Origin of the sequence: Sphingomonas sp. S2-65, assembly GCF_021513175.1 — a bacterium.
GTDB lineage: Bacteria > Pseudomonadota > Alphaproteobacteria > Sphingomonadales > Sphingomonadaceae > Sphingomonas.
On record NZ_CP090953.1, the window covers coordinates 3,688,477 to 3,702,497 of the forward strand.

Sequence of the window (14,021 nt, forward strand, 5' to 3'; positions counted from 1 at the left end):
CGGAGGTTTCGGGCGAGCGCGCTTGGCTGCTCACCCTGGGTTCAGCCCGTCTGCGCCAGCGCGGTTGTGCGCCAGGGCCGATGGTGCGAGATTGACCCAGGGGAGGAAAACCATTGAAACGCATTGCAATTGCCATCCTCTTGGCGCCGCTGTCAGCCTGCGGCGCGCCCGACGTCCCGAACCAGTCGGAGCAGGCGGTCGGCGGCACCAACGCCGATGACATCTTCGTTCCACAGGGGAACGCCAGCGCCGCCGCGCAGGCGTCGCCGGGCCTGAGCCTGGCGCCTGACGGCCTGAGGGTGGTGCAAGGTACCGGATCGGCTCGGCAGCTGGCATTCGCGATGTCGCGGGATCAGGTGCTGCGGGCGGCGACCGCCACCTTGGGTAAGCCCGAGAACCAGACGAACAATCCCGAATGCCCGGCCGGGGCACTCGACAGCGTCGATTATCAAGGCGGTTTGACGCTGTTCTTCCAGGACGCGAAGTTCGTCGGCTGGGACGTCGATGACGCATTTCCGGGCCGCTTCACCACGATGAGCGGGGTGGGCATCGGCACGACGCGCGGCGAGATGGAACGCTCGATCAAGGTCGATGTCGAGGATTCAAGCCTAGGCGTCGAGTTCCGGTCGGGCGGCATGTCGGGCCTGCTCAGCGCGAGCGGCGAGACCGGGCGCGTGACGCAGCTCTGGGCGGGGACGACGTGCCTGTTCCGCTGATCGGCGAAGCGAGTGAGGGCGATGCGGACCAAGTCGTCGCGCTGTGGCGTGCTTGCGGATTGACCCGGCCGTGGAACGATCCCGCCGCCGACTTCACGCTGGCGCTGCGCACGCAGACCGCGGCGGTACTGGTGGCGCGCGACGCTGCCCAGGCCGTCGGCAGCGTCATGGTGGGGTTCGACGGACATCGCGGCTGGATCTATTATCTGGCGGTGGACCTGTCTCATCGCGGCGCCGGGCTGGGCCGCGCCTTGATGGCCGCAGCGGAGGCGTGGCTGAAGGTGCGGGGATGCCCCAAGGTTCAGCTGATGGTCCGCGAGGACAATGAAGCGGCGCTGGGGTTCTACCAGGCGTTGGGAATGGAGCGCCAGCCAGTGGTGACGCTCGGACGCTTCCTGAACGACTAAGCGCCGGCCGCTATTGGTGATGCTCGACGTCGGCGCCGGTTATGGCGACCCAGCCGTACTTGCGCGCTTCGTAGACGGAGAAGGCGGGCGACGGGAAATCCGGGTCGGCAAAGGCGCCGACCGGGATCGCGATCAGGCCCGGCATGCGGTCTATCACATAGGCCACGGTTGCGCCGCACTCCGCGCAGAAGCGGAAAGTGCCGCGGCCGCCGCTATCGCCGGTCCGGGACCATTCGCTGTAGGCACCGGTTATTTCGACCTGATCTTCGGGCCAGCGTGCCTGCGCGGAAAAGGCGCTGCCGCTACGCTTCTGACACTCCAGGCAATGACATACCGACACGCGCACCGGCTCGCCGGTACATCGCGCCCGCAGTTGTTCGCAGCGGCAGGTGGCGAGTCGCTCGATCATCTCGAACAAGTCTACCTCGGCGGCTGGATCATCGCCATGGCGGGCTGCATTTCGCGCGCCGGGCGCTATCGTCGCATCCGCCCCGATGAACACCGAGGATGAGACGTGACGATCACCGTATACGGCATCAAGAATTGCGACACGATCAAGAAGGCGCGTGCCTGGCTGGACGCGAATGGCGTCGCCTACGGCTTCCACGACTACAAGTCGGCGGGGATCGATGCGGCGCGGCTGGCGCGCTGGGTGGCGCTGGTCGGGTGGGAGCCGCTGCTCAATCGTGCGGGGACGACGTTTCGCAAGCTGCCAGATGCCGACAAGCAGGACATCGATGCGGAAAAGGCCCAGGCGTTGATGCTGGCGAACCCATCGATGATCAAGCGGCCGGTGGTCGAATATCCCGGCGGGCTGCTCGTCGGGTTCGCGCCGGACCGGTTCGGGCAGGCGCTGCTGTGAGCGGAGGGGCGAGGCTGGCTGGCACGCAGCTTCCGCGCTAGGGAGGGGCCATGTCCACCTATACGCTCGACAGCGCTACCAGCCGCGCGACGCCTACGCCCACCCCTACCAAGCGCGTGACGGTGCCCGCCGTGCTCAAGCGCAAGGGCGGCGAGCCGCTGGTGATGCTGACCGCCTACACGACCCGCATGGCCCAGCTGATGGACCCGCATTGCGACATGCTGCTGGTCGGGGACAGCCTGGCGCAGGTGATCTACGGCCTGCCCTCGACCGTGCCGGTGACGCTGGAGATGATGGCGGCGCACGGCGCAGCGGTGGTGCGTGGCAGCTATCGCGCGTTGGTGGCGATCGACATGCCGTTCGGCACCTATGAGGCCTCGCCCGAGCAGGCTTTCGCCAGCGCGGCCCGGCTGCTGAAGGAAACCGGCGCCGCGGCGGTGAAGCTAGAGGGCGGGGCGGCGATGGCGCCGACCGTGCGCTTCCTGATCGAGCGCGGCATCCCGGTGATCGGCCATGTCGGGCTGACACCCCAGGCGATCAACGTGCTGGGCGGCTATGGCGCGCGCGGGCGCAGCGACGCAGAGCGCGCGAAGCTGGTCGCGGATTCGGTCGCGATCGCCGAGGCCGGCGCCTTTGCGCTGGTGATCGAGGGCGTGGTGGAGCCGATCGCCGCCGAGATCACGCAAAAGGTCGCCTGCCCGACGATTGGCATCGGCGCGTCGACCACCTGCGACGGGCAGGTATTGGTCACCGAGGACATGCTCGGGCTGTTCGAGCGGACGCCCAAGTTCGTGAAGAAGTTCGACGATCTGGCTGGCCGCATTTCCGCCGCGGTTGAGACCTATGCCGCCGATGTCCGGTCCCGGGCCTTTCCCGGGCCCGATCAGGTCTATGCGGCGCGCGATTGAACGACTAGGCGAGCGACACTAGAGTTCCGCCGCACGACACCCATGGAGTTTGATCTTGGCGCTTCCCCCTTCCGGTACGACTGACCAGACCTTTCTGCGTGAGGTCGACGAGGAATATCGCCGCGAGCAGGCGGTGCAGATCTTCCGCCGCTATGGTCTGTGGATCATCGGCGCGGTGGTGCTGGCGCTGATCGCGCTGGCGGGCTTCCTGTATTGGCAGCACCACAACCGGATGGCCGCGGGAACGCAGGGCGAGCATTATGACGCCGCGGTGCGCCTGGCCGAGGAAGGCCAGACCGACAAGGCCGTGGCCGCGCTCAACACAGTCGCTGCCGACGACGACGCCGGTTATGCCGCAATGGCGAAGATCGCGCAGGGCAACCTGTTGCTCCAGAAGAACAATGCGAAGGCTGCGGCCGCCAAGTTCGCCGAAGTGGCGAGCGAGGACGACTATCCCAAGCCGTTCCGCGACTTCGCGCTGGTCCGCCAGACCGTCACCGAATTCGATACGCTGAAGCCCGAAGTCGTGATCCAGCGGTTGAAGCCGCTGACCGATCCGAACTCGCCGTGGCTCGGCACCGCCGGGGAACTGGTCGCCTCGGCCTATCTCAAGACCGGCAACCGCGCGGAAGCCGGCAAGCTGTATGGCCAGATCGCCCAGGCGGGCGACAAGGTACCCGATTCGCTTCGTCAACGCGCGGTTCAGCTGGCGGGTGTACTGGGCGTAGACGCCATCGATCAGTCGAAGGAAACCAAGGCTCGATGAATACCAAGTTGAGGGTGGGCACCGCCCTGGCGGCGCTCGCGCTGGTCAGCGGCTGCGGCGTCCTGAAGGGTTCCGGCAAGAAGACGCCCGTATTGGGCGAGCGCGTGCCGATCCTGATGGCGGAGAACGACATCGCCGCGGATGCGTCGCTGGCGGGCGTAGACGTGCTGCTGCCAGAGGCGGCGGCGAACGATGCCTGGACGCAGCCTGGTGGCAACGCGGCCAAGTCCATGGGGCATCTCGCGCTCGGTGAGAGCCTGTCGCGCGCCTGGAGCAAGGACGTTGCCAAGCCGAGCGCGCGCGAGCGGCTGGCCGCTTCTCCGGTGATCGCGGGCAACACCCTGTACGTGATCGATACCGGCGGTGTCGTTCATGCGATGGCGGCCGACACCGGCGCCGAGCGCTGGCGGGCGAACACCGCCAAGGACGAGGGCAACAAGCCCGCGCGCTTCGGTGGCGGCGTGAGCGTCGAGGGCGAACGGCTGTTCGCAACCAACGGACTGGGTGACGTCGTCGCGCTGAACGCGGCCGACGGCAAGGAGATCTGGCGCAAGCGCCCCGGCGGTCCTTTGCGTGGTGCGCCGACCCTGGCGAGCGGCAATGTCTATGTGGTGACGCAGGACAACCAGCTGTTCGCGCTGACCCAGGAGGCGGGCGACGTGTCTTGGACCGGGTCCGCCAGTATCGAATCGCAGGGTGTGTTCGGCGTCGCGGCGCCGGCCTCAGCCCAGGGCACCGTGGTCGCAGGCTTCTCCTCGGGCGAGCTCAACGCGTACCGCTACGAGAATGGCCGCTCGCTGTGGTCCGAAGTGCTGTCGCGCACCAGCATCTCGACCTCGGTCTCGACGCTGTCCGATATCGACGCCGCGCCGGTGATCGACCAGGGCCGCGTGTTCGCGGTCGGGCAGGGCGGGCGCATGATCTCGATCGATCTCGCCAGCGGCAACCGCATGTGGGAACAGAACATAGCCGGCATCTCGACCCCCTGGGTCGCGGGCGAGTGGGTGTTCGTGGTGACGGACGCCGCGCGTCTGATCTGCCTGTCGCGCGGGAGCGGCAAGATCCGCTGGATCGCCGACATGGGGCAGTATCGTAACGCCAAGAAGTCCACGGGGCTGATCACCTGGACCGGCCCGGTGATGGCAGGGGGCAAGCTGGTGCTCGGCAATTCGGACGGCAAGCTGGTCTTCGCCTCGCCCAAGGACGGCAGCGTGCTGTCGACCATGGATGTGAAGGCGCCGGTGACGCTGCCGCCAGTCGTCGCCAACAACACGCTGTACGTGCTGGACGGCAAGGGTACGCTGTCGGCGTATCGCTGACGTTTTCTCGTCCTGCATGCAGCAGGATCGAAGGGTGGGCTATCGTAGCGGGCAGGACCTGGTGTCCTGCCCGCTACTTTATTGATCCGTTGCTTCAGTCTATCAGGCGCACATACGCGCGCATCCACCCCTAGCCCTTTCCTGCACGCAGGAAGGGGAGTGAGTTGTTTTTCATGCCTCTTCCCACCGTCGCCATTATCGGGCGCCCTAATGTCGGCAAGTCGACGCTGTTCAACCGCCTGGTCGGCAAGCGGCTGGCGTTGGTCGACGATCAGCCCGGCGTGACGCGCGACCGGCGTGAGGGCGATGCCACGCTGCTGGGCATGGAGTTCCGGGTGATCGACACCGCGGGCTATGAGGACGACGATGTGGCGACGCTTCCCGGCCGCATGCGCGCGCAGACCGAAGCGGCGGTGCAGGACGCCAACGTCGCGCTGTTCGTGATCGATTCGCGGGCCGGCGTCACGCCCCTCGACGAGGAAATCGCCCGCTGGTTGCGCAGCACCGACCGCCCGATCGTGGTGATGGGCAACAAGGCCGAGGGCAGAGCGGGCGAGACCGGCATCATCGAGGCGATGGCGCTGGGCCTCGGCGATCCGATCCCCTTCTCCGCGGAGCATGGCGAGGGCGTGGTCGATCTGTTCGAAGCATTGCGGCCTTATCTGGAGCGCGAAGAGGAGCCGGAACCCGAGGAGGATCCCGATTCTCCTGACGCAATCCTGAAGCTCGCGATCGTCGGCCGGCCGAACGCGGGCAAGTCGACGCTGATCAACCGGCTGTTGGGGCAGGATCGGCTGATCACCGGGCCGGAGGCGGGGATCACGCGCGATTCGATTGCCGTTGACTGGGAATGGACCGATTTCGAGGAGCGCACCCGCCCGGTGCGGCTGATCGACACCGCGGGCATGCGCAAAAAGGCGCGGGTCGAGGAGAAGCTCGAAAAGCTGTCGGTCATGGACACGCTGCGCGCGATCGACTTCGCCGAGGTTGTGGTACTGCTGCTCGACGCGACGCGCGGGCTGGAGGTTCAGGACCTGAAGATCGCCGACCGCGTCCTCCAGGAAGGCCGCGCGCTGATCATCGTCATGAACAAGTGGGACGTGGCCGAGAACGCCTCCAGCCTGTTCAACGGAGTGAAGGGTGCGCTGGACGAAGGTCTGGCACAAGTGAAGGGCGTGCCGCTGCTTACGGTGTCGGCGATTACCGGCAAGGGCCTCGACACGATGATGAAGGTCGCGTTCGAGACCCGCGAAGCCTGGTCGCGGCGCGTCTCGACCGGCCAGCTCAACCGCTGGTTCGAGCGCGCGATCGAATCCAATCCGCCCCCCGCACCTGGCGGCAAGCGGATCAAGCCGCGCTATGTCACCCAGAACAAGTCGCGTCCGCCCAGCTTCGTGCTGTTCGGTACGCGTGTCGATCTGTTGCCCGTCAGCTACCAGCGCTACTTGATCAACAGCCTGCGCAAGGAATTCGATTTCGGCGCGGTGCCCGTCCGCCTTACGCTGCGCGCGCCGAAGAACCCCTTCGATCAGGACCGTGCCCGCGACCGCGGCAAGGAGTAAATCCAGCCGCATCAACGGCCTGTTTACCCGAGCTGAACTATAACCCTGCATCTCGAAAAGGGGCGAATGGGGTAGTGAGTGGAATGGACAATGATCCGCTGGTGAATTGGGCCGCGTTCGGGCAGGCGCGCGCGGAACTCGGCGTCAATTTCGTGCGCATCCTCGGCTATTTCCGCGAGGACGGCGTGAAGTCGGTGTCGCGCATCGAAGACGCCATGCGCGCACAGAATGCCGCAGCGCTGGTGATCCCGGCCCACACGCTGAAGGGCGAGGCCCGCCAGTTCGGCGCGGACCCGCTCGCCGACTTGGCCGAGACCATCGAAACCATCGCTCGCGACTGCGTCGAGCAGCATGAGACCCCTACCGAAGCGCTGGAGCATGTCGTCCGGCTGCGCCCGCTGTTCGAAGCGACCCTGGCGCTGCTCGAGCGCGATTCCAATCCGCTGGCGGTGCGCCGGCCCGCTGCCGGCTTTGGCCGCCGCCCGGTCGCCGGCTGATTGCGGCCGGGCGCAGGTAGGTGACCTCCGACGCTCTCGGCAACCGTGACCTACCCCTGAACGCCAGCGTATGCTCCGGATCGCTGCCGGCTGAACCCGCGCCCCCGCCAGATCGGTTGGACCGGCTCCGGGCCTTGTGGGCCGCGCTTGCGGCGCCCGCGGGCCACACGCCTTGGCTCGACGGCTGGCGCGGGCTGTGCATCCTGATGGTGCTGGCGGGGCATTTCGTGCCGCAGCTCGCACGATTGGCGCCGCTGGGCGTCGAAATGTTCTTCGTCCTCAGCGGCATGCTGATGGCCGAGCTGCTCGTCATTCGCCGCCAGCCGCTCGCAACCTTCGTGGCGCGGCGGGGCACGCGAGTCCTGCCGCTGCTGGCGCTGTATACCGGCGTGGTCACGCTGGGGATGGCCATTGCCGCGCTGGTCGGCGGCGCCGCGGTTTCGTGGCAGAGCCCAATGGCGACGCTGCTGTTCTTCAGCAACTATCTCGCTGAGCCAGCGCCGCTACTCGAGCATAGCTGGTCGCTCGCGGTGGAAGAGCATAGCTACCTGCTGCTTGTGCTGGTCGCGGTTGCTTCCAGGCGACGGGCGCCACTGGCCGCCGCGATCGCCCTATTGCTGGCGGTGGCAATGGCGATCAACGGAGCCGCGCGCTTCTACGACGGCGTACCTGACCCCGTATATCTCTTCTGGCGCTCCGACGTGCGGGCAGCCTCGGTGCTGTTCGCGTTCGCGTTGCGCCTGGCAATCGCACGCGTGCCGGACGGGCAGGGCGGCGCCGCCGCTGCGCTGCTGTCGCCGTTGTGCCTGGTGTGCGCGGTGGCCTGCATGCCTGCGGGAGGTGCGCTGACGCCCCTCCGTTTGGCGGGGACCACGCTGTTCGCCGGGATGGCGGTGAACATGATCCCCTTTGCGGTGCCCGCCTTCCGGCGGCTGCTGTCGATGCCGGTGCTGACTAGGCTGGGGACGCTGTCATTCTCGCTGTACCTTTGGCAGCAGCCCTTGTTCCTGGCGACCAAGGGCGACTTCCCGGCAGTGGTGGCGGTGCCGATACTGCTGCTGTTGGCGACGTGGAGCTATTTGCGGGTGGAGGCCCCGGCACGACGCTTTCTGAACGCCCGGCTGCCGCTGTGGGGCAGCGGCGCACGGGTGCGCGGGCGCAATTGGCTGCCGCATGCCTAGCGGTGGTAAGCGGCACCGCCTGGCCGGGGCTGCTTGAACGGATCGAGGGCGTGGGTCAGATGCAGGTGCGGACCTCGCCTGCGGCGGCTCTGGCGCCGGCGCAGGCGTGTTCGTCAGCCGTGCGGTTCTTCGGGCTTGCTGTTGAGCTGGATGTAGTTCTCGATCCCCATGCGCGCGATCATGTCGAACTGGCGCTCGAGCGTGTCGATATGCTCTTCTTCGCTGTCGAGGATGCGGCGGAACAGGTCACGGCTGACATAGTCGCGGACCGCCTCGGCATGCTGGATCGCGTCGCGCAGGACGGCGACCGCTTCGATCTCCACCGCCAGATCGGCGCGGAGGACTTCCTCGACCGTCTCGCCGATGCGCAGACGGCCCAGCAGCTGGAAATTGGGAAGGCCGTCGAGGAACAGGATGCGCTCCGCCAGCCAATCGGCGTGCTTCATCTCGTCGATGGATTCGTGGCGCTCGAGTTCGGCGAGCTTCTTCACGCCCCAATGGTCGAGCAGGCGGTAGTGCAGCCAATATTGGTTGATCGCCGTGAGCTCGTTCTTGAGCACCTCGTTCAAATATTCGACGACCTTCGCGTCACCCTTCATCACTGCACCTCTGTTGGAAACGGGCACAGTCTAGCGGCAAAAGGAGCACGCGAAAACCGCGGATTTCCGCGATTCTTCAGTTGCGAACGTCACGCAGCCGCGCGTTCGTCCCGGATGATCTCGCGGGCGAAGGGCACGCATTGACCGCACTTCGCTGCCAGCCCCAAGCTGCGATAGGCCTGGCACGCGCTGCTGGCGCCACTGCGCGCCGCCTCGCGTACGTCCCGCTCCCGAATACCATTGCAAACGCAAACGACCATCGAACCCTCACGCCGGTTTGTGAGTGATCTACGGCTAATGAGACCGATTCGCAAGCCTATTGCGAAGCAATCGCAGCTATTAGAAAGCGGTTCGCCATATTGGTTGTAGCGCGCCCCGAGCAAGGCTGCGCCAGATCCACTCGAACGGACCGAATCGGAAATGGCTGAGCCACGGCTTGGACCAGAGCAGGATCAGCGCCCACACCGCGAAGACGACCGGGTAAAGCTGCCAGCGCGAGAGCTGCCCGAACCAGCCCAGGCCATAGCCGTAGAAGACCGTGGTGCAGATCAGGCTGGTGACGAGATAGTTGGTGAACGCCATCCGCCCCGCTGCGGCCAGATGGAGGGCAAGCCCCCGGCCGGGCTGCAGGACCAGCTGCAGCAGGCAGATCCAGCCCAGGATCATCAGCAGGCGAAACGGCGCGGTGAGCGTCAGGCCGGCGAGCGTCACCGGGAGCAAGCCGAACCCGCTGGCGATCAGCCAGCCGGCCAGGATGCAACCCGCGGGTATCGCAACGCCCCAGCACGACCGCAGCCACCGCCGATAGCGTTCCCGCTGCCACGTGCCGGTGAGCATGCCGCTGCGCAGCGACGCCATGCCGAGCAGCATATAGGCCAGCGTTTCCGGGCCGTAGAAGAACAGCATCGTAAGCGGCATCGTGGCGTTTTCGGCGAACCGAGCCTGGAGGATGTCGGCATAGCCGCTGCGGTACCGCGCGAGTTCGCGGGCGATCGCCTGGGGAGACGGAGTACCGAAGGTGTCGGCGAAGCCCTGGAGCTGGCGGATATGGGCCGGCGTCGCGGCAATACCGGGCGCGGCGTGCTCCAGCGTCCACACCTGCAGCGGGATCAGCGCGAACATCGCCATGGCCGCGAGGACCAGCAACAGCCCCAGCACGACCAACCGTTCGGTCGGTAGCCGGCGCAGCGGAAAGGCGATCATCCCGATCAGGGCGTAATGCGCAAGGATGTCGCCGTCCCATACCAGCCAGAGATGCGCCAGGCCGAACACCAGCAGCCAGGCCATGCGGGTATAGTGCACCCGCGCCGGATCGCGCCCGCTCGCCTCCGCCCGCTGCGTGACGAGCAGCAGCGAGGCGCCGAACAGGAACGAGAAGAGCCCGCGCATCTTGCCGTCGAACAAGACGAAGTTCACCCCCCAGACGAGCAGGTCGGCGCCGTGCCACCCGCCATAGGCGCGCGGATTCTCGTACGCCGCGCCTGGCATGGCGAAGCCGACGATGTTGAGCAGCAGGATGCCGAGCACCGCGACGCCGCGGATGATGTCGAGCGAGGCGAACCGCTGCGCGTGCGAGGAGAGGGGGGGCGTCGCCGTCATGCGGAGCCCGCGCTACAGCCAGCTGGTGATCTGCTCCAGCGGCTTCTTCTCGAGCGCGCTGCGCGGAATGCGCGCGTTCCCGGCGGCATGTCCCGTGACGATCATCATCACCGCCTTTTCCTGGTCGGGGCGGCCGCACACGCGGTTGAGGAAGCGCATCGGGTTGGGCGTGTGCACCAGCGTGGCGAGACCTGCCTGGTGCAGCGTCGCGAGCAACAAACCGCAGGCGATGCCGACGCTCTCGGTCACATAATAGTTCTGCTCTTGATCGTCCTCGCCGGTGCCGCCCCAGCGCTGCGCGAAGGCGATGATGATCCACGGCGCGGTTTCCAGATACGGCTTGTCCGGCCCGGTGCCGAGCGGCCACAGCGCGCTCAACCACTGGCCGCCGGCGCGGCCCTCATAGAAGCGGCGCTCTTCTTCCTCGGCGGCGACTCGGATCGCGCACTTGGCCTCGGGGGAGGATACCACGACGAAATGCCAGGGCTGGCGATTGGCGCCGTTGGGAGCGGAGGCAGCGGCCTGGATCGCCGCTTCTATGACCTCGCGCGGTACCGGCGCGTCCTGGAAGGCGCGGCAGCTGCGCCGCGAACCCATTGCATCGCGAAAGCTGCGGGCGCGGCCGATGCGTTCCGAGTCACTCAATACGGCATAGGGCTGCCAAGGAAGCGTCGCCTGGTCGTTCATCCGATCTCCTGAACCCGCTTGTGCAACGCTTGGAACTGGAGCCGGAGACTCGTGACGTCATCTTGCGGTCAGCTTCACTCCTGACCATTTGTCATCAAATCTGCAAGTTTCGGCCACTACGAGGTTTACCGGATCTGCCAGGTCCGCGATCGTCGCCGCGTGCTGCGCCACGTCTCCGGCGCGGACGATCCACAGAAACGCATTGGTCGCCAGCAGCGGCGCCACCGCCGTCAATTGGCGGCGCAGCGTTTCGATGTCCTCGACGCACAACAGCGCGCATTGCAGCCCGTCCGAGGCAGTCGGCTGCTCCTCGATGCCGAGCGCATCGGCATCGAGCCGCGCGCGCAGCGCGTCGGGCAGGTCGTGGAACCAGCAGCGGATGCCGGGCTTCAGCCCAAGCTGTCCGGCGAATGCGCGGTCTGCGGCCATCTGGTATCTCCCTCTCGTCCGAACCTAACGCGCGAACGAGCCGGAGGCACCCCCGGCCGTCAGACCAACGCGGCGTCTTCGCCCATCAGTGCGGGGAAGAACCCCTCATGCGCAGCGCGCAGGTCGGCGATCGAGACGCAGAAGTCGCCTTCTTCCAGCTCGAAGATAAGCCGATTGGCGATCGTGCGGCCGATCGGATCGGCGACCAGCCCCGCCTTGTCGGCGGCCACCAGGAAGTCGGCCAGCGCCTCGTCCTTGACGGTCACGACATACAGGCCCTGATCTTCGCCGAACAGCGATCCGGCGATGCCGAAGGGCTGGGGCTGGTCGATGATCACGCCGATGTTGGAGGCCAGCGCCATTTCCGCCAGCGCGACCGCCAGGCCGCCATCGGCGACGTCGTGGCATGCGGTGATGCAGCCGGTCGAAATCGCCGAGCGGACGAATGCGCCGACGCGGCGCTCCATCATCAGGTCGACTTCGGGCGGCGGGCCTTCTTCGCGGCCATGGATCTCGCGCAGCCAGATCGACTGGCCGAGATGACCGGCACGCTCGCCGAGCGCGATGACGATGTCGCCGGTGCCCTTGAAGCCGATCGTGCAGTTCTTCTGCCAGTCCTTGAGCAGGCCGACGCCGCCGATCGCGGGGGTCGGCAGGATCGCCGAGCCGCCGCCGGTCGCCTTGGACTCGTTGTAGAGCGAGACATTGCCCGAGACGATCGGGAAGTCGAGCGTCCGGCACGCCTCCGACATGCCTTCCAGGCAGCCGACGATCTGGCCCATGATCTCGGGGCGCTGCGGGTTCGCGAAGTTGAGGCAGTTGGTCACCGCGAGCGGCGTGGCGCCGACCGCGGAGAGGTTGCGATACGCCTCGGCCACCGCCTGCTTGCCGCCCTCGACCGGGTCTACGAAGCAATAGCGCGGCGTGCAGTCGGTGGTCATCGCCAGCGCCTTTTGCGTGCCGTGGACGCGAACCACTGCGGCATCGCCGCCCGGGCGCTGCACGGTGTCGGCGCCGACCATGTGGTCATACTGTTCCCAGATCCACCGGCGGCTGGCGATGTCGGGCGAGCCCATCAGCTTGAGCAGGTCGGCAGCGGGGTCGATGCTCTCGGGCACGTCGGTAAGCTCGGCCGGCTTGGGCGTAGGCACATGCGGGCGGTCGTAAAGCGGCGCTTCGTCGGCCAGCGGGGCGAGCGGAATGTCGGCGACGGTCTCGCCCTTCCACTTGAGCACCATGCGGCCGGTATCGGTGACATGGCCGATCACCGCGAAGTCGAGCTCCCATTTGCGGAAGATCGCCTCGGCGAAATCCTCGCGGCCGGGCTTCAACACCATGAGCATGCGCTCCTGGCTCTCCGACAGCATCATTTCATAGGGCGTCATGCCCGCTTCGCGCTGGGGCACGTCGTCCATCACCAGTTCGATGCCGACGCCGCCCTTCGACGCCATCTCGACGGAGGAAGAGGTGAGGCCGGCCGCGCCCATGTCCTGGATCGCGACGATCGCGTCGGAGGCCATCAGCTCCAGGCACGCTTCGATCAGCAGCTTCTCGGTGAAGGGATCGCCAACCTGGACGGTGGGACGCTTCTCGTCGCTGTCCTCGCCGAAATCGGCCGAGGCCATGGTCGCGCCGTGGATGCCGTCGCGGCCGGTCTTCGAGCCGACATAGACGATCGGATTGCCGATGCCCGACGCGGCGGAATAGAAGATCTTGTCCTGATCGGCGACGCCCACGGTCATCGCGTTGACCAGGATGTTGCCGTCATAGGCCGGGTGGAAGTTCACTTCGCCGCCGACGGTCGGCACGCCGACGCAATTGCCATAGCCACCGATGCCATGGACGACGCCGGCGATCAGGTGGCGCATCTTGGGATGGTCGGGACGGCCGAAACGCAGCGCGTTCATGTTGGCGATCGGGCGCGCGCCCATGGTGAACACGTCGCGCAGGATGCCGCCGACGCCGGTCGCCGCGCCCTGATAGGGCTCGATGTAGCTCGGGTGGTTGTGGCTCTCCATCTTGAAGATGGCGGCCTGGTTGTCGCCGATGTCGATCACGCCGGCATTCTCGCCGGGACCGCAGATGACCTGCGGACCGGTGGTCGGCAGCTTCTTCAAATGGATGCGGCTCGACTTGTAGCTGCAATGCTCGGACCACATCACCGAGAAGATGCCCAGCTCGGTCAGATTGGGCTCGCGGCCCATCGCCTTCAGGACGCGCTCATATTCCTCGGGGGAAAGGCCGTGCTCGGCGACGGTCTCTGGGGTGATCTGAGTCATGGCTGGAGCCCATAGCGAGGGCTTTCGCCTGCGTCACCTGTCCGTGTGATCGAGGCCTCCGAACCAGCACCGACAAAAAATCCTCCCCCGGAGGGGGAGGTGGCACGCATAGCGTGACGGAGGGGTAGTCTCCTCAAGCCGTCGCGCTCGTGGGTACTACCCCTCCACCAGCTTCGCTGGTTCCCCTCCCCCTCCGGGGGGAGGATTGAA

The 14,021-nt window shown here is 66.7% G+C and carries 16 protein-coding genes; 9 read left to right on the forward strand and 7 right to left on the reverse strand.

Annotation, left to right across the window (positions count from 1 at the left end; translation table 11 throughout):
- Window positions 1–113 precede the first annotated feature (113 nt).
- Both LZ586_RS17490 and LZ586_RS17495 read left to right on the forward strand, forming a co-directional pair.
- Entirely contained in the window at window positions 114–716 is a 603-nt protein-coding gene (locus tag LZ586_RS17490) for a hypothetical protein (protein WP_235077576.1), read from the forward strand.
- Complete coding sequence (locus LZ586_RS17495) at window positions 701–1,123, forward strand: GNAT family acetyltransferase (protein ID WP_235077577.1); 423 nt, start codon at window positions 701–703, stop codon at window positions 1,121–1,123. Before LZ586_RS17490 ends, LZ586_RS17495 begins: the two co-directional genes overlap by 16 nt.
- Window positions 1,124–1,133: 10 nt before the next feature.
- Here the strand turns inward: LZ586_RS17495 and LZ586_RS17500 are convergent, their stop codons facing one another.
- Entirely contained in the window at window positions 1,134–1,532 is a 399-nt protein-coding gene (locus LZ586_RS17500; RefSeq protein WP_235079845.1) for a GFA family protein, read from the reverse strand.
- A 105-nt stretch (window positions 1,533–1,637) separates the two neighbouring features.
- Here LZ586_RS17500 and LZ586_RS17505 point away from each other — a divergent pair, with 105 nt between their 5' ends.
- The 7 genes from LZ586_RS17505 (at window position 1,638) to LZ586_RS17535 (ending at window position 8,218) form a co-directional block, all read left to right on the forward strand.
- Window positions 1,638–1,985, forward strand: coding sequence for an ArsC family reductase (locus tag LZ586_RS17505; protein WP_235077578.1), 348 nt, complete (start codon window positions 1,638–1,640; stop codon window positions 1,983–1,985).
- A 50-nt stretch (window positions 1,986–2,035) separates the two neighbouring features.
- The gene (gene panB, locus LZ586_RS17510; RefSeq protein WP_235077579.1) at window positions 2,036–2,893 is read left to right on the forward strand and encodes a 3-methyl-2-oxobutanoate hydroxymethyltransferase; all 858 of its coding nucleotides are present in this window, start codon (window positions 2,036–2,038) and stop codon (window positions 2,891–2,893) included.
- A 55-nt stretch (window positions 2,894–2,948) separates the two neighbouring features.
- Window positions 2,949–3,659 (forward strand): tetratricopeptide repeat protein, encoded by a 711-nt coding sequence (locus tag LZ586_RS17515; RefSeq protein WP_235077580.1) that lies wholly within the window; start codon window positions 2,949–2,951, stop codon window positions 3,657–3,659.
- Window positions 3,656–4,978, forward strand: a complete 1,323-nt coding sequence (locus LZ586_RS17520; RefSeq protein WP_235077581.1) for a PQQ-binding-like beta-propeller repeat protein — start codon at window positions 3,656–3,658, stop codon at window positions 4,976–4,978. The genes LZ586_RS17515 and LZ586_RS17520 overlap by 4 nt, the downstream gene beginning before the upstream one ends.
- Window positions 4,979–5,151: 173 nt before the next feature.
- The gene (gene der / locus LZ586_RS17525; protein WP_235077582.1) at window positions 5,152–6,540 is read left to right on the forward strand and encodes a ribosome biogenesis GTPase Der; all 1,389 of its coding nucleotides are present in this window, start codon (window positions 5,152–5,154) and stop codon (window positions 6,538–6,540) included.
- 83 nt (window positions 6,541–6,623) lie between these two features.
- Entirely contained in the window at window positions 6,624–7,037 is a 414-nt protein-coding gene (locus LZ586_RS17530) for an Hpt domain-containing protein (RefSeq protein WP_235077583.1), read from the forward strand.
- 116 nt (window positions 7,038–7,153) lie between these two features.
- Complete coding sequence (locus LZ586_RS17535) at window positions 7,154–8,218, forward strand: acyltransferase family protein (RefSeq protein ID WP_235077584.1); 1,065 nt, start codon at window positions 7,154–7,156, stop codon at window positions 8,216–8,218.
- Window positions 8,219–8,331: 113 nt separating this feature from the next.
- Here LZ586_RS17535 and bfr read toward each other — a convergent pair whose 3' ends face one another.
- From bfr to purL, 6 genes are all read right to left on the reverse strand, one after another.
- On the reverse strand, window positions 8,332–8,817 hold the full coding sequence (bfr, locus tag LZ586_RS17540; RefSeq protein ID WP_235077585.1) for a bacterioferritin: 486 nt from the start codon (window positions 8,815–8,817) through the stop codon (window positions 8,332–8,334).
- A gap of 89 nt (window positions 8,818–8,906) precedes the next feature.
- On the reverse strand, window positions 8,907–9,077 hold the full coding sequence (locus LZ586_RS17545; protein ID WP_235077586.1) for a bacterioferritin-associated ferredoxin: 171 nt from the start codon (window positions 9,075–9,077) through the stop codon (window positions 8,907–8,909).
- Window positions 9,078–9,156: 79 nt separating this feature from the next.
- Window positions 9,157–10,416 (reverse strand): DUF418 domain-containing protein, encoded by a 1,260-nt coding sequence (locus tag LZ586_RS17550; protein WP_235077587.1) that lies wholly within the window; start codon window positions 10,414–10,416, stop codon window positions 9,157–9,159.
- A 12-nt stretch (window positions 10,417–10,428) separates the two neighbouring features.
- Window positions 10,429–11,103 (reverse strand): nitroreductase family protein, encoded by a 675-nt coding sequence (locus tag LZ586_RS17555; protein ID WP_235077588.1) that lies wholly within the window; start codon window positions 11,101–11,103, stop codon window positions 10,429–10,431.
- Window positions 11,104–11,160: 57 nt separating this feature from the next.
- Entirely contained in the window at window positions 11,161–11,532 is a 372-nt protein-coding gene (locus tag LZ586_RS17560) for a hypothetical protein (protein ID WP_235077589.1), read from the reverse strand.
- A gap of 59 nt (window positions 11,533–11,591) precedes the next feature.
- A complete protein-coding gene (gene purL / locus LZ586_RS17565) occupies window positions 11,592–13,811 on the reverse strand; it encodes a phosphoribosylformylglycinamidine synthase subunit PurL (protein WP_235077590.1) in 2,220 nt (739 codons plus the stop codon).
- Between the last annotated feature and the right edge of the window lie 210 nt (window positions 13,812–14,021).